This is a genomic window from Mesorhizobium sp. LNJC405B00, assembly GCF_000502615.1.
In the GTDB taxonomy this organism is placed as follows: domain Bacteria; phylum Pseudomonadota; class Alphaproteobacteria; order Rhizobiales; family Rhizobiaceae; genus Mesorhizobium.
This window is the reverse complement of the sequence record NZ_AYWC01000002.1, coordinates 452,862-474,595: the sequence shown is the minus strand read 5'-3', so window position 1 is coordinate 474,595 and position 21,734 is coordinate 452,862. Positions and strand designations below refer to the sequence as shown.

Sequence of the window (21,734 nt, the reverse complement as noted above, 5' to 3'; positions counted from 1 at the left end):
CGCTACATCACGCCGGATATATCCGAGAAGGCCATCGCCTTGCGCAGCACCTCGGCGAAGCGTTCTCCGGCGGCTTCGCGCCGGCCGCCATTGTCGATCGAGGTGACGCCGGAGCCGGACAAAGCGACATTGGCGCCGCGGGCGAGCCGAGCCAGCACTTCGCCGCGCGATTCGCGGCCGCGCTGGGCGAGACGCTCGGCGAGGATTTCCGGCGAGGCGGTGATCTCGACGACAGCCAGATTGGCATAGCGCTCCCGCAGCACCGGGATGACTGCGCGCGAGACATTGGCGACCGCGACATGGCCATTGGCGATGGACCAGTCGACATCGGCCGGAATGCCGTAGCGCAGGCCGTGCGCCTCCCAGGAAATGGCGAAGGCGCCGTCGGCCTCGGCTTCGACAAAGGCCGCGTCGGCCAGCGTGTCGTGATCCTCGCTTGCCGCATCGCTCGGCCTGGTGATGACCCGGCGGACGAACTCCAGCCTCGTCTCGTCGGCAAACAAGGTGCGGGCATAACCGATTACCGTATCCTTGCCGGCGCCACTCGGGCCGACGACGGCGACGAAGACGCCGTTGCGGACCGGAAAGGCCTCGCTGGTCAGTTCGCGCTCGATCGACGCCGAGACCATCAGGCGACCCGCCTCCCTTGGCGCCAGACGGTGCGCACGACCGGCACATGGTCGTCGACGCGCACCCGCACGAGGTCGGCGCGGCGGCCCTGTTCGATGACGCCGCGGTCGTTGAGGCCGATGGCCTCGGCCGGGTTCTTCGACACCATCGCGACCGCCTGCGGCAAGGAGATGCCCTCGACGACGTCGCCGAGGAAGAAGGCCGACTGGATCAGGCTGAAAGGGATATAGTCGGACGACAATATGTCGAGCAGGCCGTCGCCGGCCAGCGTGCGGGCCGAGACATTGCCCGAATGCGAGGAGCCGCGCATGACGTTGGGCGCGCCCATCAGCACGCCGAGCCCGGCATCCTTCGAGGCCTTGGCGGCTTCCAGCGTGGTCGGGAATTCCGCGACGCGCACGCCTTGTTCGATCGCCTCGTCGACATGGCCTGATGTGGCGTCGTCATGGCTCGCCAGCACAATGCCCCGCTCGTTGCAGGCGGCTGATATCGCCACCCGGTTCGGTCCCGAATTCTTCGCTGATTCCGACATCCGCTTTTCGCAGAACAATTGGAAGTCGCGATCGGTCAATTTCAGCTTGCGCTGATAGTAATGGGCGTAGGTCTCGAGATTGACGAACTGACGCTGTCCCGGCGCATGGTCCATCAGCGAGGCCAGCTTGACCCGCCCGTCGCCATCGAAATTGGCGAAAGCCCGCAAGCAATCCGGCGCCGAGACCTCGCAGCGCAGGTGCAGGAAATGGTCGGCCCGCAACCGGTCTTTCGCGACGCTGTCCTCGATCGCGCCGGCGAGCTTGCGGATGTCGTCGGAGGTAATATCCGCGTCCTCGTCCATGCCGACACGCAAAGCGTCGAGCACGGTGGTGATGCCGGCGGTGGCCACCTGCGCGTCATGGGCAAGGACGGCGGCGATCGGGTTCCAGCGCACTTTCGGGCGCGGCGCATAGTGGCCTTCGAGATGGTCAGTGTGCAGCTCGACCAGGCCGGGAATGATGTAGTCGCCGCCCATGTCCTCGCCGCCCATGCTCCCGCCGGTGTGGCCGGTGCCGGCGTCGACGCCGGAGATAAAACCGTCGCGCAGCACGAGCGACCCTTCGACGATCTCGTCGGCAAGCACGATGCGGGCGTTGTGGAGAACAGTTTCGGCGGTCATTCAGGCAGTCCTTGCTTACTCGGACGAATTGCGGTCAGGCGGTTTTTCGGGCAGCGCGGCGGCCGAGCGCATGATGCGAAAGCACCATGAACGGAGCGCCCGGTTCGGTTTCGACGAACAGCGTCAGCGCATCCACCAGCACCGGCTGCTGCAGCACATCGGCGAACAGGCTGTCAATTGCCGCGCGCAGACGTTGGCTTTCCTGCGGCCCGGCCCGGCCGGACAGTGTCATGTGGAAGCGAAAGGTCTCAAACACATAGGGATAGCCCCACTGGCAGAGATTGCGGAACTCGGCCGGCTTCAGCGAATCCGGGCTGCGCCGCTCGATCTCGGCCTCGGTGAGCGGCGCGCGAAAACGGTCGAAGCTAAGCACGACATCATCGGCGAAACGGTTGAGCGGCGGCAGCGGGCCTTCCGGCAGCAAAGCGAAGAAACCATCGATCTGGCTGACGACCAGGCGCGGGATGGTGACCGTCGGCGTTGCTTCGGCAAAGGCGTCCAGCGCCGCGCGCAACGAGCTTTCGGTTTCGTTGGCGGCCAACCGGAAGGGCGCTTTCAGCGTCGCATGAAAACCGTAGCGCCGCGCCGATGCGGTGTGAAAGGCGACTTCGGCCGCCGACAGCTCGCCCACCGCCTCGACCGGCCTGGTGGCGGCGCCAAAGGGGTCGCGGCCCAGCCAGTTGGCGGCGATCCGCGCCAACGGCTCGTCCTGCCTTGGGGTGAAATAGATGGCGTAGCGCATCGAAAAAAATCCTCGTCAGCCCGCTGCCATAGGTGATTTCCATGACGGATTGACGAAGCTTATGCGGGTTTTCGAAGGCAAATCGACCCCATGGATCGTTAGCCGACGATTTTTTGCTGCTGGACCAACCGCTTCCGGCGCAAGCGAAGGCCGATCAGGCCTTCGTCAGCCACTCGTGCTCGGGCGCGTTGTGGAACTTCCACGTCCGCTTCGGCCCGGCCATGACGTTGAGGTAATAGAGGTCGTAGCCGTGGCAGGCGGCGCAGGGGTGATAGCCCTTGGGCACCAGCACAACATCGCCGTCCTCGATCGCCATGGCTTCGTCCAACTCGCGGGCGCCGGTCTTGTCGGCGTCGGTGTAGACGCGCTGGAAGGCAAAACCCTGCGGCGGGTTGAGGCGGTGGTAGTAGGTTTCCTCGAGATAGGATTCGGCAGGCAGATTGTCCTGGTCGTGCTTGTGCGGCGGGTAGCTCGATGTGTGGCTGCCGGGCGTGATGACCTCGACCACCAGCAGCGAGTCGGCCGGCTTACCCTCGGGCAATATGTTGGTGACGTAGCGCGTGTTGGTGCCTTTGCCACGCACTTCCTGACCGAGGTCGTCCGGGACGATGACGCGCACCGGGAGGCCGCCGCCAAGGCCCGGCGCCGAGCAGACCGCGAGCTCGAGATCGGTGTCGGCGGTGACCGACCAATCCGACCCCTCAGGAATATAGACCGACCACGGCTTGCCCTCGAAGGGCGACATGCGCTCGCCGAGCAGGCCGAGTTCCTGGCCGCCGGCCCTTGCCGTGCCCTTGCCGGTGACGAACACCAGGCAGACTTCGCGATCCCGCGTCTTGCCGGATGCGGTCGCGCCCGGCTTCAGCCGGTGCAGGTCGAAGCCGACATAGGTCCATCCGGCGCTTTTGGGCGTGACATGGGCGACGCGGCCATGGCCCTTGTCGGCTTTGACGAGCAGTTTCGACATGTTTTGTCTCTCCTATCGCATGTCTTCGAGGTCGGCCTCTCAACTTCGTCATCCTAGGGCGAAGCAGGAGCGAAGCTCCGTCGCGAAGACCCTAGGATGACGAAGCGAGGGACGTTCCGGCCAATCATCGACGTAGGCGATACGCCAGGTGTCCAGTGTCCGACCCGCAAGCCTTCCGAGCCACGGCCGCTTCATTCCTTCGGTCCGGCGTCCGCCTTCGCTTCGCCGGTCTTCGGTCGATCAGGCGCAGCCTTGCTCTCCTCCACCGGCTTGTAAAGATAGAAGAACTGCCAGACGGCGTAGGCGGCAAAGCCGAGCGCAATGATGCCCCAGAATGGGGTGCCGGAGGCGAATTCTATTCCGGCCCAGATCACGCAGACGGCGACGACGGCAACGCGCCGCCACAGCGGCCGGAAGAACGGGTGCTCGTAATCCTTCATCGGATCGCCTCAGGCATTGGGAAAACCCTGCGTTTCCACCGTGTAGCCGGCCGCCGTCATCACCCGCATCAATTCCTTGTGGCCGACCTGCGCCATCTTGAGCGGCGGGTTCTTCTTCGGGTCCTGCTCGGCCTCGACGACGAACCAGCCTTCATAGCCATGGTCGGCGAAGCGCTGCACGATGGCGCCGAAATCGAGCGAACCGTCGCCAGGCACCGTGAAGGCACCGAGCGCCACGGCGTCGAGAAAGGACTGCTTCGTGCGGTCGAGCCCGTCGATCACGCCCATGCGCACATCCTTCACATGGACATGGCTGATGCGCTTGTGGTGGTTGTCGATGGCGCGCAGCACGTCGCCACCGGCAAAGGCGAGATGCCCTGCATCGAGCAGCAACGGAATGCCTTCGCCGGAATGGCGCACGAAGGCATCGAGCTCCGGCTCGGTCTCGACCACCGCCGCCATGTGATGGTGATAGGACAGCGGCATGCCTTGCTCTGCGCACCATTCGCCGAACTCGGTGAGGCGCCTGGCATAGGCCCTCATCTCGTCGTTCGACAATTTCGGCTTGGTGGCGAGAGGCCTGGAGCGATCACCCTGGATCGAGCGGCCGACCTCGCCATAGACGATGCAAGGCGCATTCACCGCCTTGAACAGGTCGATCATCGGCTGGATGCGATCCTTGTTCTTGCCCATATCCTCATCGACCAGCGTGCCGGAGAACCAGCCGCCGCACAGCGTCACGTCGGCCTGCTTCAGGATCGGGAGCATGATTTCGGGGTCGTTTGGGAAACGCCGGCCCATTTCCATGCCGGTGAAGCCGGCAGAGCGCGACTGGCGCAGGCACTCTTCCAGCGAGACGTCGTCGCTGAGTTCGGCAAGATCATCGTTCCACCACGCAATGGGGGACATGCCCAGTTTGGCTTTCAAGTTTTAGCTCCGGTTTCTTGTTCACCCTCCCCCTTGTGGGGAGGGTCGCTGCGAAGCAGCGGGGTGGGGTGCGGCGCCAGCCCCCACCCGGACCTTCGGTCCGACCTCCCCACAAGGGGGAGGTAGGGGGCGGGTGCATGTACATCAATCACCGATTGTCTGCATCTGCCGCTTTTCGTCATAGGCCTTGCGGGCTGCGTTGACCTGCGGCCGTGCGGAGACTTCCGGCACCGCGACATCCCACCAATGGCCGCCGGCATCGGTGGAAATCAGCGGGTCGGTGTCGATGACCAGCACGGTGGTGCGGTCGTTGGTTTTCGACTTTTGCAGCGCAGTCTCCAGGCCGGTGATCGACGGCACCTTCTCGGCAATAGCGCCCATGCTCGCCGCATGCGCGGCGAAGTCGATGTCGGGCAGGATCTCGTGGCGCGCGTCCTTCAGGAGGTTGTTGAAGTTGGCGCCGCCGGTGGCCATCTGCAGCCGGTTGATGCAGCCATAACCCCTGTTGTCGAGCACCACGATGGTCAGCTTCAAGCCGAGCATCACCGACGTGGCGATTTCGGAATTCATCATGAGGTAGGAGCCGTCGCCGACCATGACGACGACCTCCTGGTCGGGCTTGGCCATCTTGGCGCCGAGCCCGCCGGCAATCTCGTAGCCCATGGTCGAGAAGCCATATTCGCCATGGTACGAGCCGGGCGCGCCTGCCTGCCAGAGCTTGTGCAACTCGCCCGGCAAACCGCCCGACGCATTCAGCAGCGTCACGCCTGAGCCCAGGGCGCGCTGCACGGCGCCGATCACCTGCGCGTCCGAAGGGAAGGCGGCGTTGGTCGACGCCGTCACCTTGGAGGCTTCGGCCTGCCAAGCCTTCTTGCCTTGGGTCGCATTGTCGGTCCATGTCGCCGGTGCTTTCCAGTTCCCCAGCGCAGCACCGAGTTCGGCGAGCCCTTCGGCCGCGTCGGCGACCAGCGGCAGCGCGCGGTGCTTGCCGGCGTCGAAAGGCTGCACGTTGAGGCCGATGATGGTCTTGCCGGAATTCTTGAACAGCGCCCACGAACCGGTGGTGAAATCCTGCAGGCGGGTGCCGATCGCCAGCACGACATCGGCTTCCTCGGCCAGCCGGTTGGCGGCCGACGTGCCGGTGACGCCGACCGCCGCCATGTTGAGCGGATGCATGTCCGGCAGCGAGGATTTGCCGCCTTGCGTCTCGCAGACCGGAATGCCGGCGCTCTCGGCGAATTTCGCCAGTTCATCCGAAGCCTGCGAATACAGCACGCCGCCGCCGGCGATGATCAGCGGTTTTTTCGCACCCTTCAGTGCGGTGACCGCCGCCGCCAATTCATGGCGGTCCGGGCGCGGACGGCGCTGGTGCCAGACACGTTCGGCGAAAAAGCTCTCGGGATAGTCATAGGCCTCGGCCTGCACGTCCTGGCAGAGCGACAGCGTCACCGGGCCGCATTCCGCCGGATCGGTCAGCACCTGCATGGTCCGCGCCAATGCCGGGATGATCTGCTCGGGACGGGTGATGCGGTCGAAATAGCGCGACACCGGACGGAAGCAGTCATTGACCGTCGCGGTGCCGTCGGAAAAGTCCTCGGCCTGCTGCAGCACCGGATCGGGGATGCGGTTGGCGAAGACATCGCCCGGCAAAAACAGGACGGGCAACCTGTTTACGTGGGCGAGCGCCGCCGCCGTCACCATGTTGAGCGCACCGGGGCCGATCGAAGAGGTCGCGGCCATGAAGCGGCGGCGGAAATTGGCCTTGCCATAGGCGATCGCCGCATGCGCCATCGCCTGCTCATTGTGGGCGCGGAAGGTCGGCAATTCGTCGCGCAGCTGGTACAGCGCCTCGCCGATGCCGGCGACATTGCCGTGACCGAAGATCGCCCAGACACCGCCGAAGATGGGCACTCGTCTGCCGTCGATCTCGGNTCGATCTCGGTCATCTGCTTGCTGAGAAAGCGGGTCAGCGCCTGCGCCATCGTCAGGCGGATTGTCTTGCTCATGGTGTTTTCCTCCGCAGTCCTCTTGCCGCGCCTTTATGCTGCTTTACGGCCACGCGCGGCAAGCCACGCTTCGGTCAACTGTTCGAAGCGCGCGGCCATGTCGGCGATAGCCTCGTCATCCGTCATCTTGCCCGCCAGCCATTGTTCGGCGGCGTGGACGAAGATGGTGCGGCCGACGGCAAAGCCCTTGACGATCGGCGCCTTGGCGGTGGCGGCAAAGGCCGCTTCCAGTTCGTCCTGCGGCGCTTCGAGACCCAGCAGCACGACGCCACGACACCAGGGATCGTGCTTCAGGATCACCGCTTCGATCTTGGCCCAGGCGCCGGCCGACGCCTGCGGTTCGAGCTTCCACCAGTCCGGCTTGATGCCAAGCGCATAGAGTTCTTCCAGGGCGCGCGGGATCGTCGTGTCATCGAGCTTGCCGTGCTTGCCGGCGATGATCTCGACCAGAAGCTCCCGGCCGACCGTCCGCGCGGCTTCGAACAGCGAGCGCAGCTTCTGCTGCTGCTCTTCCTTGAGCGCTGCCGGATCGTCGGGGTGATAGAAGCACAGGCATTTGATGCAGTGGTCGACCGGCCATTCCACCAGTTGCGAGCCGATGTCCTGCGAGAACTCGAAGCGCAGCGGCCGCGAGCCCGGCAGTTCGACGGGACGGCCGAGCCAGGCAAAGGGGTGGCGGGCGAACTCGAACATCGCCTCGCGACCGTGCTTCTCGTCGATCAGCATGCCATAGCCGTCGCGGCCGGCGGCGACTTTCGCCGCGGCCTTGACCGCCAGCACCTTGAAATCGCGGATGCGCGCCGGATCGGCGCCGGTCTTTGCCGCGACGTCCTCGAGCTGCACACGGTGGTCGCAGGCGAGCGCCATCATCGAGGGGATATCGCGGCGGCGGGTCGTCGCCCAATGGATGTGGTTGATCGCCTCGTCCTTGCGCAGAGCGAGATGCTTGCTGCCGTTCTTGAGGAAGAACTGCAATTCCTCGAAGGTCGGATATTCCGGCGCGCAGAGCAGCCGCGACACGGCGAAGGCGCCGCAGGCATTGGCCCAGGTCGCCGCTGTCGCATGATCTTCGCCACCCAGCCAGCCGCGCAGGAAACCGGACATGAAGGCATCGCCCGCGCCCAGCACATTATAGATCTCGATCGGAAAGCCCTTGCCGACGATACCGTCTTCCAGATCGTCGCTGATCGGCCCGTCATAGACGATGCACCCCATGGCGCCGCGCTTCAGTACGATGGTTGCCTTGGACAGCGCGCGGATCGTCTTCAGCGCGCTCAGGCAATCGTCGGCGCCCGAGGCGATCATGATCTCTTCCTCGGTGCCGACGATGAGGTCGCAATCGGGCAGCACCGTCTTCAGCTGGGCCGAGACGCGGTCGGATTTGACATAACGCTCAAAACCCTCGGCATGGCCTGCGAGTCCCCAGAGGTTGGGGCGGTAGTCGATGTCGAACACCACCTTGCCGCCCCTGGCCTTGATGATGCGGATCGCCTTGCGCTGGGCGGCGTCGCTGTTGGGTCGGGAAAAATGCGTGCCGGTGACGACGATGGAACGGGCCGAGGCGATGAAGGCTTCATCGATGTCTTCTTCGGCGAGCGCCATGTCGGCGCAGTCGCTGCGATAAAAGATCATCGGCGAGACGCCTTCGCTCTCGACCGAAAGCAGCACCAGAGCCGTCAGCCGTTCCTTGTCGGTCTTCAGCCCGTCGACATTGACGCCTTCGCGCCGCAGCTGCTCGCGGATGAAGCGGCCCATCTGCTCGTCGCCGACGCGGGTGAGCAGCGCCGAGCGCAGGCCTAGTCTCGCCGTGCCAACCGAGATGTTGGCCGGGCAGCCGCCGACCGATTTGGCAAAGGAGGTGATGTCCTCCAGCCGCGAGCCGATCTGCTGGCCGTAAAGGTCGACGGAAGCGCGACCGATGGTGATGACATCGAGCGTCGCCTGTTTGGCGTCCACGGCTTCGCTCATTGGAACCTCCCGTCGGTCTTGTTGTCTTGAGCAACGTAGTTGGGGGACACGCGCGAGCGGCAGCGTGGCGCCGGGAATATGAAATAATAATTCCAATCCATAGTCAATATGGAATGAGCATTCCTTCCTTTAAAAGTGCCGAAGAGCGATGGCTGCTGGAGACTTAGGATGGAGACCCGTTACCGCAGATGTGGATCGAGACGAGTTTGAGGGGGAAAGCCGCCAGCCGACAAAACGATTCGGTTATGAAAAAGCACGCCAGACCACACTCCCAAGGTCGGGAGAGTAGCGGGCGATGATAGCCTCCTGATCATTTTCCTGCGTCAGAGTTACCTGCTTCCCAGTAGCGTCACCTAGCAATCGCACAAAGCGGTCAAGGTGCTCAATCTCAGTTTCTCCGCTGACTTGCCTAGGATCGAAGTCGAACTCGATTTCGACAACGGTGAAGAAGTGACATGCAAGCTGGATTGGCCCGACGCAAAAAGAAAGTAGGCTGTCTGTTTCGCTTTCCAGGGCGGCTTCGACCCCCAATGGCATCGATTCGATCTTGCCGGAGACACTGAAATTGGCAGGCGGGGTCCATTCGAGGAGGATGTTCCAGACGGCCTGCCAATCTGCCTCAGACGTGTTCAGAACGTAGATATCTCGCCATGAGCCGTCCCAAGCGAAATCCGATGCGATCTGTTCCCAATTCATGCATGAACCATTCTCGATGAACTTCGGTTCTAGCATGGCATACGGGATGATCCCTTTCCACAGATCCCAAGTCCGCATTTTCCGGACGGAAAACCGCTTCACGCCTTTTTCTGGGATTGCCTAGACCTTGCGCTTCTTCCGGTGCTGCGCCGCTTCTCGCCGACGCCGACGGTGAGCGCCATGGCCAGCGCCATGGTGGCCGACAGCGAGCGGAAGCCAGCGAAATCGGCCTCGGCGACCTCGAACCAGACCTTGGCGAACTGGGCGAGTGGCGAAAACGAACTGTCGGTGATGGCGACGATCGGCACGCCCTGTTCGGAAATGGTGCGGGCTTCCTCGATAGTGGCCGGTGCGTAAGGCGAGAAGCTGATGGCGATGACGGCGTCCGCCGGGGTGGCGAAGGCGACCATTTCGGCATTGAGGCCGGCGGCGGATTCGATCAGCTGGTTGCGGATCTTCAGCTTGCCCAAGGCATAGGCGATATAGCTTGCCACCGGGTAGGAGCGCCGCTTGGCCAGGACATAGATGGTCTCGGCCTTGGCCAGCAGCGAGATCGCGTCTTCCAGATGCGCCTCGTCGAGCGTTCGCGAAATATCGTTGAGCGAAGTGCTGGCGGCGGCGACGAAGCCGTCGAAGATGGCTCGGTGTCCAGCACCCGCATCGGCCTTGGCGCGCAGCGCCTGCAGGCGTTCGTCATAAGAGGAATTGCGCTCGCGCAGCCGCTCGCGAAACACCTGCTGCAGGCTGGTGAAGCCGTCGAAGCCTAGTTGCTGGGCAAAGCGGATCAAGGTGGACGGCTGCACGCCCGCCGAAGCGGCGATGCTGGCGGCGGTGCCGAAGGCGATGTCATCGGGATTGTCGAGCGCATAGGCGGCGATCTGGGCGATGCGCTTGGGCAAGGTTTCACGGCGATCGAGGATCGTGGCGCGCAGCGTCTCGAAGTCGCGAGGTACCCGTTCGTCCATCGTCGCCCCGTCCAAGCTCATCTAGAGCATGATGCCGAAAAGTGTGCAGCGGTTTTCGGACGACATCATGCTCTCTTTAACTCAAGTGACGTCCTCTCTGCCCCATCATAGCGAGCCTGCGCAAGAAGGCCATAAAAAATGAGGCAGACATTCCATTCGGAGAAGAAATGGACTAATTCATCCATCGATCGCTTCAGGTATCGGGAGAAAGAAATGGTCGGCGTTGGTCTTATCGGCACGGGTTTCATGGGCAAATGCCACGCCATTGCGTGGAGCGCCGTCGGCGCCGTCTTTCCCGATGTCGCCAAGCCGAAGCTGGTCCATCTCGGCGAGGTCAACGAGGAGCTGGCCAAGCGCAAGGCCGGTGAGTTCGGCTTCGCCAAGGCGTCGGGCGACTGGCGTGCCGTCGTCAACGACCCCGAGGTCGATATCGTCTCGCTGACCACGCCCAATCAGTTCCATCCGGAGATGGCCATCGCTATTCTCGAAGCCGGCAAGCATCTGTGGTGCGAGAAGCCGATGGCGCCGAGCTTTGCCGAAGCAGCGGCGATGGCGGCCGCGGCGAAGAAGTCCGGCAAGGTCGCAGCGCTTGGCTACAACTACATACAGAGCCCGGCCATCCGCCACATCGGCGTGCTGCTCGAGGAAAAGATCATCGGCGAGGTCAACCATCTGCGCATCGAGATGGACGAGGACTTCATGGCCGACCCCGAAGCGCTGTTCTTCTGGAAGCATGAGGCCGCATCCGGCTATGGCGCGCTCGACGATTTCGCCGTGCATCCGCTGTCGCTGGTCTCGACGCTGTTCGGCCGCGTCGCAAAAGTCATCTGCGACATGGCCAAACCCTATGTCGACCGCAAGCTGGCCAGCGGCGGCCGCCGTTCGGTGGAGACCTACGACATCGCCAGCGTTTTGATGCATCTGGAAAACGGCATTGCCGGCACGCTGCTGGTCAACCGCTCGGCCTGGGGCCGCAAGGGCCGCATCGCCATACAGATTTTCGGCTCCAAGGGATCGATCCTGTTCGACCAGGAGCGGATGAACGAAATCCAGCTCTATGTCACCGCCGATCGCCCGACCGAACAGGGCTACCGCACCATATTGGTGGCGCCGCACCACAAGCCTTACGACGCCTTCCTCCCGGCGCCCGGCCATGGCCTCGGTTTCAACGACCTCAAGATCATCGAGTGCCACGAATTGCTGACGCGGCTTGCCGGCAAGCCGGCACGGGTCATCGAATTTGCCGAAGGGCTGGAGATCGAGCGCACCGTGCACGCGATGGCGAGGTCGTTCGAGGAGAAGCGCTGGGTGGATGTGCGGTAAGATCCGCTTCAGCCGCCAGCGACAGCGTTCGCCTCCCAGCCACTGACCCAGACCTGCCGCAGGCGATCGCCTTCGCCCTTGAAGCGCAGCCCGGTCGCCCGGCAATCCGCGATGCGGTCGCTGCGGAAATTGCGGAAGGCCTGGCGCAATTCGCACCAGGCGACGATGTTGGCGGTCTCTGAATAGTAGATCAGCGCGATCGGACGGATCAGCCGCTCGGAGGCGCGGCCGATTTCGTCGCGATAGGACAGGTCGAGCTTTTCCTCGTCGCGGATTGCGCGGCGCACCAGCGCCAGATCGATGGTGCCGATTGCCGGTGCAGCGAACCCCCAGACATGCAGTGCGTTGGCGTCGAACGCCTGGCGCAACGGCGGCGGCACGGCGCCGGCGATCTTGGCGCTGACGCGCTTGGCCGCCTGCTTGAGCTCGCTGTCTCCCGTGCGCTCCAGCAGCGCCAGCGACAGGACGATCGCCTCCATCTCCTCGATCGAAAACATCAGCGGCGGCAGGTCGAAGCCGGGCCGCAATATATAACCGATACCGCGCCCGCCTTCGATCGGCACGCGCATCGCCTGCAGTGCGGCGATGTCGCGATAGATCGAACGCATCGTGACTTCCAGCTGCCCGGCGATCATGGCCGCCGTCACCGGCTGCCGCGCCAGCCGCAGGATCTGGATGATCTCGAACAGGCGCGACGCCTTGCGCATTTCCTCTCCCTGATGAAACGCTACTGACACATCCCCGTCAGTTGGGATGATTTATTGGACTGCCTATCGGGTTGAAAATCAACAAATTCCTTAACGGCACCCCAGCAGGAAGCGACAAGCAACTGACATGAGTTACGCGGAAAATCTCTGGCTGTTCTTTATCCTGCTGTCCGGCATCATCATCGTGCCCGGCATGGACATGCTGTTCGTGCTGGCCAATGCGCTCACCGGCGGCCGCGACCGGGGCCTCGCCGCCACGGGCGGCATCATGGTTGGCGGCATCGTGCACACGCTGAACGGCGCCATCGGCGTCGGCCTGCTGATGCATTTCGTACCAATCCTGTACAAGCCGCTGCTGATAGCCGGCGCCGCCTACATGGCCTTCATCGGCATCTCGCTGATGCGCAGTTCCATCACCGTCGGCCATGACGGGCCCGCCGGCAGCCGTACGGCCTGGAAGGCCTTTCGCCAGGGACTGGTGACCTGCCTGATCAACCCGAAGGCCTATCTCTTCATATTTGCCGTCTATCCGCAGTTCCTGAAGCCGGATTACGGCCCGATCTGGATGCAGGCGACGGTCATGGGCTTGCTGACGATGCTGACGCAGGCCGCCATCTATGGCGGGCTCGCCATCACCGCCGGCCCCAGCCGCAATCTGCTGGTGGCCAATCCGCGGGCGACCGCTTTTGCGGGCCGGGCGGCCGGACTGCTGCTGTTTGCGGTCTCGGTGTTTACGGCATGGGAAGGGTTGAGGGCAGCGTGATCCCGATCAAGCGATGACGCCGCGTTTCTTCGCCTCGGCGCGGCGCTTGCGGATCACTGTCCCGGTCTTTTCGTCGTCGAGGGCGGCAGCTACCCCGTCCGCGAGACCGATGACGTCATGACCGCCTCACGCCCTCGCCCAAGACGACGAGAAGCTCGTCCAATTGCTCGAACGTCTCGCCCATCGCATCCGCCGCCCCGGTACCGGCCGCGTCGAGAGCCTCCTTCGAGGGATAGAGTTCGTGCATGACCAGCAGCGTCTTGCCACCCTTTTCCTCGAAGGTCAGCGTGGTGACGGGTCCACCGTCACCACCTTCGTCATTGGTCCAGACGAGGCGTGAGTGGGGTGTCACTTCGATATACCTGCCGAAGAATTCGTGAAGGTCCGAGGCGTCGTGGCCGAACACCAGGCGGTACGTGCCTCCGGTACGAGCATCCATCTCGCAGGAACGCAGGAACATGCCCATCGACTTCGGCACCCACCACTGCTTGAACAGCTCGGGCTTGGTCCACGCCTCGAAGACGATGCGCGCCGGACCGTTGACTGTTCGCGTGACGACCAGCTCGCGTTCGGACTTCCGTTCGACCGTGGTGCGGCTGTTCGTGGGCTCACTCTCGGTTCTTTGGCGCATCGGCTTTCTCCTTCCGTTTCAATTCCTCGACAACCTTGTCCAACTCGTTGAAGCGTGCGTCCCAGAGCAGGCGGTGCCGCTCGATCCAGGCCGCCTCTTCCTCCAGTCCGCGCAGGCCGAGCTTGCAGGTCCGCACGCGGCCAACCTTCTGCGTGGTGACGAGCCCCGCCTGCTCCAGGACGCCGACGTGCTTCTTCATGCCCGTGAGGGTCATGTGGAACTTTCCGGCAAGCTCGGTGATCGAAGCGTCTGCGCGTCCGAGCTGCTCCAGAACGCCACGCCGGGTGGCGTCCGAGAGCGCGGCGAACGAGGAATCCAAGTCGGTATACTGAACCATATGGTTCAGTCTTTAGCAGACCGGTTGCCGAGGTGCAAGGGGAGCCGCAGCGCCCTTCCCGCGCATCGCCTCGTATCAGGCGGCGCCCGACCGGTTCTCCATCATGGCGCGGCGGGCTGAGCGGCGCCATTCTACGGCGCCGGCGAGGCCGTGCAGCACCGTCTCTGTGGTCGCCCAATCGATGCAGCCATCTGTGATGCTCTGGCCATAGACGAGCGGCTTGCCTGATACCACGTCCTGCCGGCCGGCGACGAGATTGCTCTCGATCATGACGCCGATGATACGCTCGTCCCCTGCTGCCACCTGGCCGGCGACATCGGCCGCCACCTTCGGCTGGTTCTCCGGCTTCTTGCTCGAGTTGGCGTGGCTGACATCGATCATCAGACGGGGGGCGACGCCGATGCGGGCAAGTTCGACCGAGGCCGCCTCGACGCTCGCCGCATCGTAATTCGGCTGAACGCCGCCGCGCAGGATGACGTGGCAGTCCTCATTGCCGGTAGTAGTCGCAATGCCGCTGCGTCCGCCCTTGGTCACCGCCATGAAATGATGCGGCTGGGCGGCGGATTTCACCGCCTCGGCGGCGATCCTGAGATTGCCGTCGGTGCCGTTCTTGAAGCCGACCGGGCAGGACAGGCCGGAAGCCAGTTCGCGGTGGATCTGGCTCTCGGTGGTGCGCGCGCCGATGGCGCCCCAGGCGACGAGGTCGGCAATGTATTGCGGCGTCGTCATGTCGAGAAATTCGGTGGCCGAGGGCAGGCCGAGATTGTTGACCGCCGACAGCACGTTGCGCGCCATCCGCAGCCCCTTGTCGATGTTGAAGCTGCCGTCGAGATCGGGATCGTTGATAAGGCCCTTCCAGCCGACAGTCGTGCGCGGCTTTTCGAAATAGACCCGCATGACGATCTCCAACCGGTCGGACAGGGTCTCGCGCAGCGCCACTAGCCGGCTGGCATAGTCAACGGCCGCGACCGGGTCGTGGATCGAACACGGGCCGACGATGACAAGCAGCCGGTCGTCGGTGCCGTTCAAGATGGCATGGGTGGCGTTGCGTGATGCGCTCACGGTGCGCGTTGCCGTCAGCGTGCGCGGGATCTCCCGCATCACCTCGTCCGGCGTACTCAATTCTCGGATTTCCTTGACCCGAAGATCGTCTGTGGTGGTCAACACGGCTTTCTGCTCCTGTTTTTAGGAGACCTGCCGGCTGATACAAAAAAGCCGCCAGGTCTGGCGGCTGTTCGGACTTGTTGCTGCAATCTTCAGATCGAGCGCAATCCTCCCGCCGCCAGCGAGCTGCTAAAGTACCAATACGAGGCGGTCAGGTTGATCATGAGGCTCATATAGTCGATGCCGAGGCGCTTGTCACGTGGGGTATGCGGAGACAATTCGGGATGGGCCGAATCCTCGCGATTTCGTCATCCCAGGGCGGAGCAGGAGCGAAGCTCCGTCGCGGAGACCCTGGGATCCATTCCGTGACCTGGGCCGTGGAGTGCGGCGGAGCAGAATTCTGGACCCTAGCAGCGCTCTGAAGTCGCGGCATGGATCCTCGGGTCTGCGCTGCGTCGCCACGCTCCTTGCTCCGCCCGTGGATGACGAAGTGCCGGCGGTTCGCCAATCGCCAACACGTATAACGCGGAGCGGCTCATGCGGTCCAGGGATCGAAGAGTTCAAGCCCTAAGCCTTCGAAATGTTTCGTATTGCGCGTTGCCAAGGTGAGCTCGTGCGCAATCGCAGTGGCTGCGATCAGGCCGTCCATCGACGATAGACCACGACCGCGGCGCTTGCCAAAACCCATCAGGTCGCCCCAGGCCAAGGCAACCGCATCGTCCACCGGCAAAACCCGCTGTTCGAAGCGCTGGGGCAGGTCCCGGGCGAGCCATTCGGCCAGCGCCTCGCGTTTGCGGCCCTCATCCATCAGAGAGACGCCGCGCCGGATCTCGCGATCGACACTACGCTGATGAAGGAGCGGTCCTCATCAAGCTCGTCCAGCCAGCCCAGGACACGTGCGACAGGCGCTGGCCTCGTCACCTCGGACAGGACATTCGTGTCGAGCAGCAGTCTCACCGCGGCAGGTCACGCGGTTCGTCGCGCTGACGTTCAAGGTCGAGATCGGCGCCGCGCAGCGGCGAGTCCAGCAGGAACTCGGCAAGCGTACCCTTGCGTGCGATCTTGCGCTGCCATTCCTCGGCCGAGACGACAACCACGCTTGGTTTGCCGTTCTTGGTGATCGTCTGCGGCGAGGACTGCGCGCGCTCGATGACCTCGGATAGCCGGGCTTTTGCCCCGGCAACCGTCCAGTTGGTGCCTTTGGATGACGTTAGCATCGCATCCCTCGCGACTATCATGACTATCATGACTATCTGGGAATGGCGATGTTGCTGCAACAGGGTTTGAAGCTACTCCGGCGAGGTCCCCGCGACGTTCTGGTCATAGTCGACCAGCGAGCCGGTCATGACGCCGGATTGCGGGCTGGCCATGTAGCTGATCAGCCGCGCCAGTTGGTCGGGCTTGACCAGTTGGCCCATCGGCTGGCCGGCCTCTGCCTTTGCCAGCCAGTCGTCGGAGGCGCCGTGCCATTTCTTCTGCACGATGTCCTCGCCCTCGGTGTCCATCCAGCCCGGCAGAACGGCGTTGCAGCGGATGCGGTTGGAGCGATAGGCGTTGGCGACGTTCTTGGTCAGTGTCGCCAGTGCACCCTTGCTCGATGAATAGGGCGCCAGGAAGGACTGGCCGCAATGCGCCGACATAGAGAGCACGTTGACGATCGAGCCCGGCGCCTTCTTGTCCAGCAGATGCGCCACCACGCCCTGCATCAGGAAGAACGGGCCGCGCACGTTGGTCTGGAAAATCTGGTCGAACACCTCTTCCGAAGTTTCGACAAGTGAACCACGCGCGGACGTGGCGGCGGCGTTGACCAGCGCGTTGATGGTGCCGAAATGCGAGATCGCGGTTGCCACCGCACGCTTGCAGTCGGCCACTTTCGAGACGTCGGCGCTGATGAAGATCGCATCGACGCCGGCCTTCTTGAAGTGGGCGACCGCCTTGTCGCCCTTCTCCTGCGAGCGGCCGATGAGCGCCAGCGCCTTGCAGCCCTCGTCGGCCAGCGCTTCGGCGACGGCAAAGCCGATGCCTTGCGCACCGCCGGTGACGATGGCGCGCGTGTTCGAATTGCGATCGGCGGATGTGCTCATCGCTCTGCTCCTGTGCCTTGGTTCCGGTTCTTACTTGTCGAGACGGACGGTCTTGCCTGATGTCGCCGACTTCAGCGCGGCATCGGCCAGCTTCAGCGCCACGAGGCCGTCGGCGCCGCTCGGCGATGCCTTCTTGCCCGAGGTTGCAGCAGTGATGAAAGCGGCAATCTCGATGGCGTAGGCGTCGAGATAGCGGGTCATGAAGAAATCGTGCAGCGGCGGGCGCGTATAGCCCTTCTCGTTGGCGACCTCTATCGACACCGGCCGCTGGTTTTCGGCGGCGACCATGCCTTTGGAGCCATGCACCTCGATGCGCTGGTCGTAGCCATAGGTGGCGCGGCGCGAATTGGAGATGACGGCCTGCTTCCCGGACGCGGTTTCGAGGATGACGCTGACCGAATCGAAATCGCCGGCCTCGCCGATCTTCTTGTCGACCAGCACCGAAGCATGGGCGCTGACCGCCGCCACCTCTTCGCCGAGCAGGAAGCGCGCCATGTCGAAATCGTGGATGGTCATGTCGCGAAAAATGCCGCCCGAGCGCTTGATGTAATCGACCGGCGGCGCGCCCGGATCGCGCGAGGTGATGGTGACCATCTCGACAGTACCGATGGCGCCGTCGTCGATCGCCTTGCGCACGGCGGCGAAGTGCGGATCGAAGCGGCGGTTGAAGCCGACCATCAGCGTCGCCTTGGCCTTGTCGACCACGGCCAGGCACTTCTCGACGCGCTTGACGTCGAGGTCGATCGGCTTCTCGCAGAAGATCGCCTTGCCGGCCTTGGCGAAACGCTCGATCAGATCGGCATGGGTGTCGGTCGGCGTGCAGATGACCACGGCGTCGATGTCCTTGGCCTTCTCGATCGCGTCGATGGTGCGCACTTCGGCGCCATAGGCGGTTGCCAACTCGGTCGCCGCCTTTTCAAAAGCGTCGGCAACGGCCACCAGTCTGGCCTGCGGGTTGGAGCCGACGGCGCGGGCATGGACCTTGCCGATGCGGCCGGCACCGAGGAGGGCGAAACGAACAGTCATGGGGTATTTCCTCTAGGGGGATGGGTTCGAGAGAGTTGTGTCTCCACCTTCCTTTTGAGAAAGGTGGCAAGATAATTTTTCGAGCACGCCAGAAAACAGGATGACCATCCTGTTCAGGCCGCGAGTTCCGCCTCCCCGGTCTTGGCGCCGGTGATGTAGGAGACGATGTCGTTGCCGTCGGTGTTTTCCTTGCGCAGGTTGGCGACGATGCGGCCGCGCCGGAAGACGACGATGCGGTCGCACAGGTCGAACACCTGGCGCATGTTGTGGCTGATCAGGATCAGCGGCTCGCCATTGTCCTTCAGCGTGCGGATGATGTTCTCGACCTGCGCCGTCTCCTGCACGCCAAGGGCTGCCGTCGGCTCGTCCATGATGATCAGCTTGGAGGCGAAGGTCGCGGTCCGGGCGATCGCAACGCACTGGCGCTGGCCGCCCGACATGTGGCGAATGGTGTTGGACAAATTGGGGATTTTCACTGCCGTGCGGATCAGCGCCGCCTCGGTCGCCTTGCGCATGTATTTGCGGTCGAGGATCGAGAACGGGCCGAGATTGAAAAGCACCTTTTCGCGGCCGAGGAACAGGTTCGACGGCACGTCGAGATCGTCGGCCAGCGCCAGGTTCTGGAACACGGTCTCGATGCCCGCCGTGCGCGCTTCGATCGGCCCGGCAAAATTCACTTCCCTGCCGTCGAACCAGATCTGGCCGCTGGTGCGCTGCTCGACGGCGGTGATCTGGCGCACGAAGGTGGATTTGCCGGCGCCATTGTCGCCCATGATGGCGACATGCTCGCCCTTGCGCAGCTCGAAATTCGCGCCTTCCAGCGCATGGACGCCGCCATAGCGTTTGGTCAGGTTTTCGGTCTTCAGGACGATGTCTGTCGTGGAGATATCTGGCATGGTCAAGCCCTCAATGCCCGCATGCGCTGGCGCCATTGGTCGAGAACGACCGCGCCGACGATGATCACGCCCTTGACCATCTCCTGATAGTAGGCGTCGAGGCGCAGGAAGGTGAAGCCGGAAATGATGACGCCGAAGATCAGCGAGCCGATCACGGTGCCGACGATCGAGCCGCGGCCGCCCGACAAAGAGACGCCGCCGATGACCGCCATGGCGATGGCGTCGAGCTCGTACATGACGCCCATGCCGGACTGTGCTGTCAGGTTCTTGGAGGAGAGCACGACGGCGGCCAGCGCGGCGAGGATGCCGGCAATGACATAGACGAGGATCTTGTGGTTGGCGATCTTGATGCCCGACATGCGCGCGGCATCCTCGTTGGAGCCGATGGCGTAGCAGTGCTTGCCGTAGCGTGTGTAGGTCATGATCAGCTGGAACAGCACCGCCAGCGACAGGAAGATGATGACCGGCATCAGGCCCTTGCCGATACCAGCGAAACTTTCGGTCGGAAACGAGATCGGCTGACCCTTGGACCACCATTTGGCAATGCCGCGCGCGGTCACCATCATGCCGAGCGTGGCGATGAACGGCGGAATGCGCGTGTATGCAATCAAGGAGCCGTTGACGAGACCGGCGAGCAGACCACAGCCGATGGCGACTAGTACCGGCACGATGACCGGCAGGTCGGTCCAGCCTTGCGCCAGGAACATCGCCTTGGGGTTGGGGTTGCCGTTGACCGTCGCCACCTGGGCAAAACTCATGGCGATCATGGCGGTGGCGCCGACGATCGAGCCCGAGGACAAGTCGATGCCGCCGCAAATGATCACCTGCGTGACGCCGATGGCGATGATGCCGACGATCGACACCTGCAGGATGATGATCTGCAGGCGGGCCTCATTGAAGATCCCGGCGACGTTGTCGCGCGTGTTGAACAGGAAGCTGTCGCCAAGAAAGATGCGGCCGATCATTTCGAAGATGACGACCAGAATGACCAGCGCCAGGAAGACGTTGAATTCGGCCGGCCATGTCCGCCTCTTCGCGTCATAGCTGACCCCGCCGACGCCATGAGATGTCTGTGACATGTCTGTCCTCCGTGAGGCGGCATTTGCCCTCCCGCACGTAAGGGCGGTGAGGGAAACGGGAGCGGCGCGATTGATGCGCCGCTCCGTTAGTCGAACGAGTCGCCGGCTCAGTTCTTCTTCAGGAACTTGTCGATGTTGGCTGGCGTCACGAGTTGGAAGGGCACGTAGACCTTGTGCTCGACCTTCTCGCCCTTGGCGAGCTTCAGCGCTGCGTCCAGAGCGCCGGCGCCCTGGCCGGCCGCATCCTGGAACACGGTGGCATCGAGGTCGCCGGCCTGCATGGCGGCAAGCGCGTCCTGCGTGGCGTCGACACCGCCGACGACGACCGTCTTCATGTCGATGTTGGCGGCCTTCATCGCCTGGATGGCGCCGATGGCGCTTTCGTCATTGTTGGCGATGACGCCGTCGAACGGCTTGCCGGTTGACAGCCAGTTGGTCATCAGGTTCTGCGCTTCGTCGCGGTTCCAGTTCGAAGTCTGCTTGTCGATGATCTTGATGAAGCTGCACTCCGGCGTGGCGATCACCTCTTCGATGTCCTTGGTGCGCTGCACGGCGGCCTGGTTGGAAAGCTCGCCCATGATGACATAGACATTGGCCTCCTTCTTGCCGGCCTCGGTGAACAGGCGGCAGACTTCCTTGGTCTCGAGCGTGCCGGAATCGGCCTCGTTCGACGCGACGAAGGCCTGGTTGTCCGGCAGCGTGTCGACATTGACCGGCTGGCGGTTGACATAGACCAACGGGATCTTGGCGGCTGCGGCGGCGTCCGACATCGCCTGCGTGGCCGAGGTATCGACCGGGTTGACGATGATGGCGTCGACGCCCGAGGCGGCGAAGTTCTTGATCTGGTCGAGCTGCTTGGCGACGTCGTTCTGCGCGTCCTCGACCTGCAGTTCCACGCCGCTCATGCCCTTGGCCTGCTCGATCATGCCGTTGCGCAGCACGGTGAGGAAGTTGTCGTCGAACTTGGCCATCGACACGCCGACCTTGGCGGCAAAAGCGGACGAACTCATCAGCGCCGCAAAGGCGACGCCCAAAATCAGTTTCTTCATTATGTTTCTCCTCCACATTGGTGTCCGGCTGCACCGATCTACCCGGAATCCCCGATAGCCCGAGGAATCTCTCCCTGATGCCTTCCTGTTCCGTATGGCGTTTTGTCCAAGGGATGGAACGCCAGGCTCCCAGTTTGAAACAGATGTTCCGGAACGAAAGAACCAAAATACCAATCTGATGAAATATTTATTCCATTTTTTCGCGAGACGTCAAGAGCGATTCCTAAGTCGGAAAGCGGAT

21 protein-coding genes and 2 pseudogenes are annotated in these 21,734 nt (G+C 63.3%); 2 read left to right on the top strand and 21 right to left on the bottom strand.

What is annotated here, in order from left to right; translation table 11 throughout:
* Positions 1-2 precede the first annotated feature (2 nt).
* From phnN to X756_RS159260, 10 genes and pseudogenes are all read right to left on the bottom strand, one after another.
* Complete coding sequence (phnN, locus tag X756_RS159220; RefSeq protein ID WP_023728869.1) at positions 3-632, bottom strand: phosphonate metabolism protein/1,5-bisphosphokinase (PRPP-forming) PhnN; 630 nt, start codon at positions 630-632, stop codon at positions 3-5.
* Positions 629-1,783, bottom strand: coding sequence for an alpha-D-ribose 1-methylphosphonate 5-triphosphate diphosphatase (locus X756_RS159225; protein ID WP_023728868.1), 1,155 nt, complete (start codon positions 1,781-1,783; stop codon positions 629-631). The genes phnN and X756_RS159225 overlap by 4 nt, the downstream gene beginning before the upstream one ends.
* A gap of 34 nt (positions 1,784-1,817) precedes the next feature.
* Positions 1,818-2,525: a DUF1045 domain-containing protein gene (locus X756_RS159230; protein WP_023703742.1), complete on the bottom strand. Its 708-nt coding sequence runs from the start codon at positions 2,523-2,525 to the stop codon at positions 1,818-1,820.
* Between the two features lie 154 nt (positions 2,526-2,679).
* Entirely contained in the window at positions 2,680-3,492 is an 813-nt protein-coding gene (gene iolB, locus X756_RS159235; RefSeq protein ID WP_023728867.1) for a 5-deoxy-glucuronate isomerase, read from the bottom strand.
* A 191-nt stretch (positions 3,493-3,683) separates the two neighbouring features.
* Positions 3,684-3,932, bottom strand: a complete 249-nt coding sequence (locus X756_RS159240; protein ID WP_023728866.1) for a hypothetical protein — start codon at positions 3,930-3,932, stop codon at positions 3,684-3,686.
* A gap of 9 nt (positions 3,933-3,941) precedes the next feature.
* Positions 3,942-4,859 (bottom strand): myo-inosose-2 dehydratase, encoded by a 918-nt coding sequence (iolE, locus tag X756_RS159245; protein WP_023728865.1) that lies wholly within the window; start codon positions 4,857-4,859, stop codon positions 3,942-3,944.
* Positions 4,860-5,003: 144 nt separating this feature from the next.
* A pseudogene (iolD, locus tag X756_RS01000000165190) lies at positions 5,004-6,865 on the bottom strand (3D-(3,5/4)-trihydroxycyclohexane-1,2-dione acylhydrolase (decyclizing)).
* 33 nt (positions 6,866-6,898) lie between these two features.
* On the bottom strand, positions 6,899-8,833 hold the full coding sequence (gene iolC, locus X756_RS159250; RefSeq protein WP_023728864.1) for a 5-dehydro-2-deoxygluconokinase: 1,935 nt from the start codon (positions 8,831-8,833) through the stop codon (positions 6,899-6,901).
* Positions 8,834-9,076: 243 nt separating this feature from the next.
* Positions 9,077-9,631: a hypothetical protein gene (locus tag X756_RS159255; protein ID WP_156941328.1), complete on the bottom strand. Its 555-nt coding sequence runs from the start codon at positions 9,629-9,631 to the stop codon at positions 9,077-9,079.
* Positions 9,628-10,494, bottom strand: a complete 867-nt coding sequence (locus X756_RS159260; protein ID WP_023728862.1) for a MurR/RpiR family transcriptional regulator — start codon at positions 10,492-10,494, stop codon at positions 9,628-9,630. The genes X756_RS159255 and X756_RS159260 overlap by 4 nt, the downstream gene beginning before the upstream one ends.
* Before the next feature lie 213 nt (positions 10,495-10,707).
* Between X756_RS159260 and X756_RS159265 the strand changes: the two genes are divergently transcribed.
* A complete protein-coding gene (locus X756_RS159265; protein WP_023728861.1) occupies positions 10,708-11,817 on the top strand; it encodes a Gfo/Idh/MocA family oxidoreductase in 1,110 nt (369 codons plus the stop codon).
* An 8-nt stretch (positions 11,818-11,825) separates the two neighbouring features.
* On the opposite strand, the gene X756_RS159270 is transcribed toward X756_RS159265, so the two are convergent.
* Positions 11,826-12,524, bottom strand: coding sequence for a YafY family protein (locus tag X756_RS159270; RefSeq protein WP_023728860.1), 699 nt, complete (start codon positions 12,522-12,524; stop codon positions 11,826-11,828).
* 127 nt (positions 12,525-12,651) lie between these two features.
* Here X756_RS159270 and X756_RS159275 point away from each other — a divergent pair, with 127 nt between their 5' ends.
* Positions 12,652-13,287: a LysE family translocator gene (locus tag X756_RS159275; protein WP_023728859.1), complete on the top strand. Its 636-nt coding sequence runs from the start codon at positions 12,652-12,654 to the stop codon at positions 13,285-13,287.
* A 115-nt stretch (positions 13,288-13,402) separates the two neighbouring features.
* On the opposite strand, the gene X756_RS159280 is transcribed toward X756_RS159275, so the two are convergent.
* From X756_RS159280 to X756_RS159320, 10 genes and pseudogenes are all read right to left on the bottom strand, one after another.
* Positions 13,403-13,918: an SRPBCC domain-containing protein gene (locus tag X756_RS159280; RefSeq protein WP_023702091.1), complete on the bottom strand. Its 516-nt coding sequence runs from the start codon at positions 13,916-13,918 to the stop codon at positions 13,403-13,405.
* Entirely contained in the window at positions 13,896-14,255 is a 360-nt protein-coding gene (locus X756_RS159285; RefSeq protein WP_023672338.1) for a helix-turn-helix domain-containing protein, read from the bottom strand. Before X756_RS159285 ends, X756_RS159280 begins: the two co-directional genes overlap by 23 nt.
* Before the next feature lie 75 nt (positions 14,256-14,330).
* A complete protein-coding gene (locus X756_RS159290; RefSeq protein ID WP_023728858.1) occupies positions 14,331-15,422 on the bottom strand; it encodes a 3-deoxy-7-phosphoheptulonate synthase in 1,092 nt (363 codons plus the stop codon).
* A 472-nt stretch (positions 15,423-15,894) separates the two neighbouring features.
* Positions 15,895-16,316: pseudogene (locus X756_RS01000000165185) on the bottom strand (type II toxin-antitoxin system VapC family toxin).
* A complete protein-coding gene (locus tag X756_RS159295; RefSeq protein WP_023702090.1) occupies positions 16,313-16,576 on the bottom strand; it encodes a type II toxin-antitoxin system Phd/YefM family antitoxin in 264 nt (87 codons plus the stop codon). Before X756_RS159295 ends, X756_RS01000000165185 begins: the two are co-directional and overlap by 4 nt.
* Before the next feature lie 72 nt (positions 16,577-16,648).
* On the bottom strand, positions 16,649-17,443 hold the full coding sequence (locus X756_RS159300) for an SDR family oxidoreductase (protein ID WP_023728857.1): 795 nt from the start codon (positions 17,441-17,443) through the stop codon (positions 16,649-16,651).
* A 30-nt stretch (positions 17,444-17,473) separates the two neighbouring features.
* Positions 17,474-18,469, bottom strand: a complete 996-nt coding sequence (iolG, locus tag X756_RS159305) for an inositol 2-dehydrogenase (RefSeq protein WP_023672333.1) — start codon at positions 18,467-18,469, stop codon at positions 17,474-17,476.
* A gap of 113 nt (positions 18,470-18,582) precedes the next feature.
* Entirely contained in the window at positions 18,583-19,365 is a 783-nt protein-coding gene (locus X756_RS159310; protein ID WP_027049093.1) for an ATP-binding cassette domain-containing protein, read from the bottom strand.
* A 2-nt stretch (positions 19,366-19,367) separates the two neighbouring features.
* The gene (locus X756_RS159315; RefSeq protein WP_023687413.1) at positions 19,368-20,444 is read right to left on the bottom strand and encodes an ABC transporter permease; all 1,077 of its coding nucleotides are present in this window, start codon (positions 20,442-20,444) and stop codon (positions 19,368-19,370) included.
* A 107-nt stretch (positions 20,445-20,551) separates the two neighbouring features.
* Positions 20,552-21,493, bottom strand: coding sequence for a sugar ABC transporter substrate-binding protein (locus X756_RS159320; RefSeq protein WP_023684065.1), 942 nt, complete (start codon positions 21,491-21,493; stop codon positions 20,552-20,554).
* Positions 21,494-21,734: the final 241 nt, after the last annotated feature.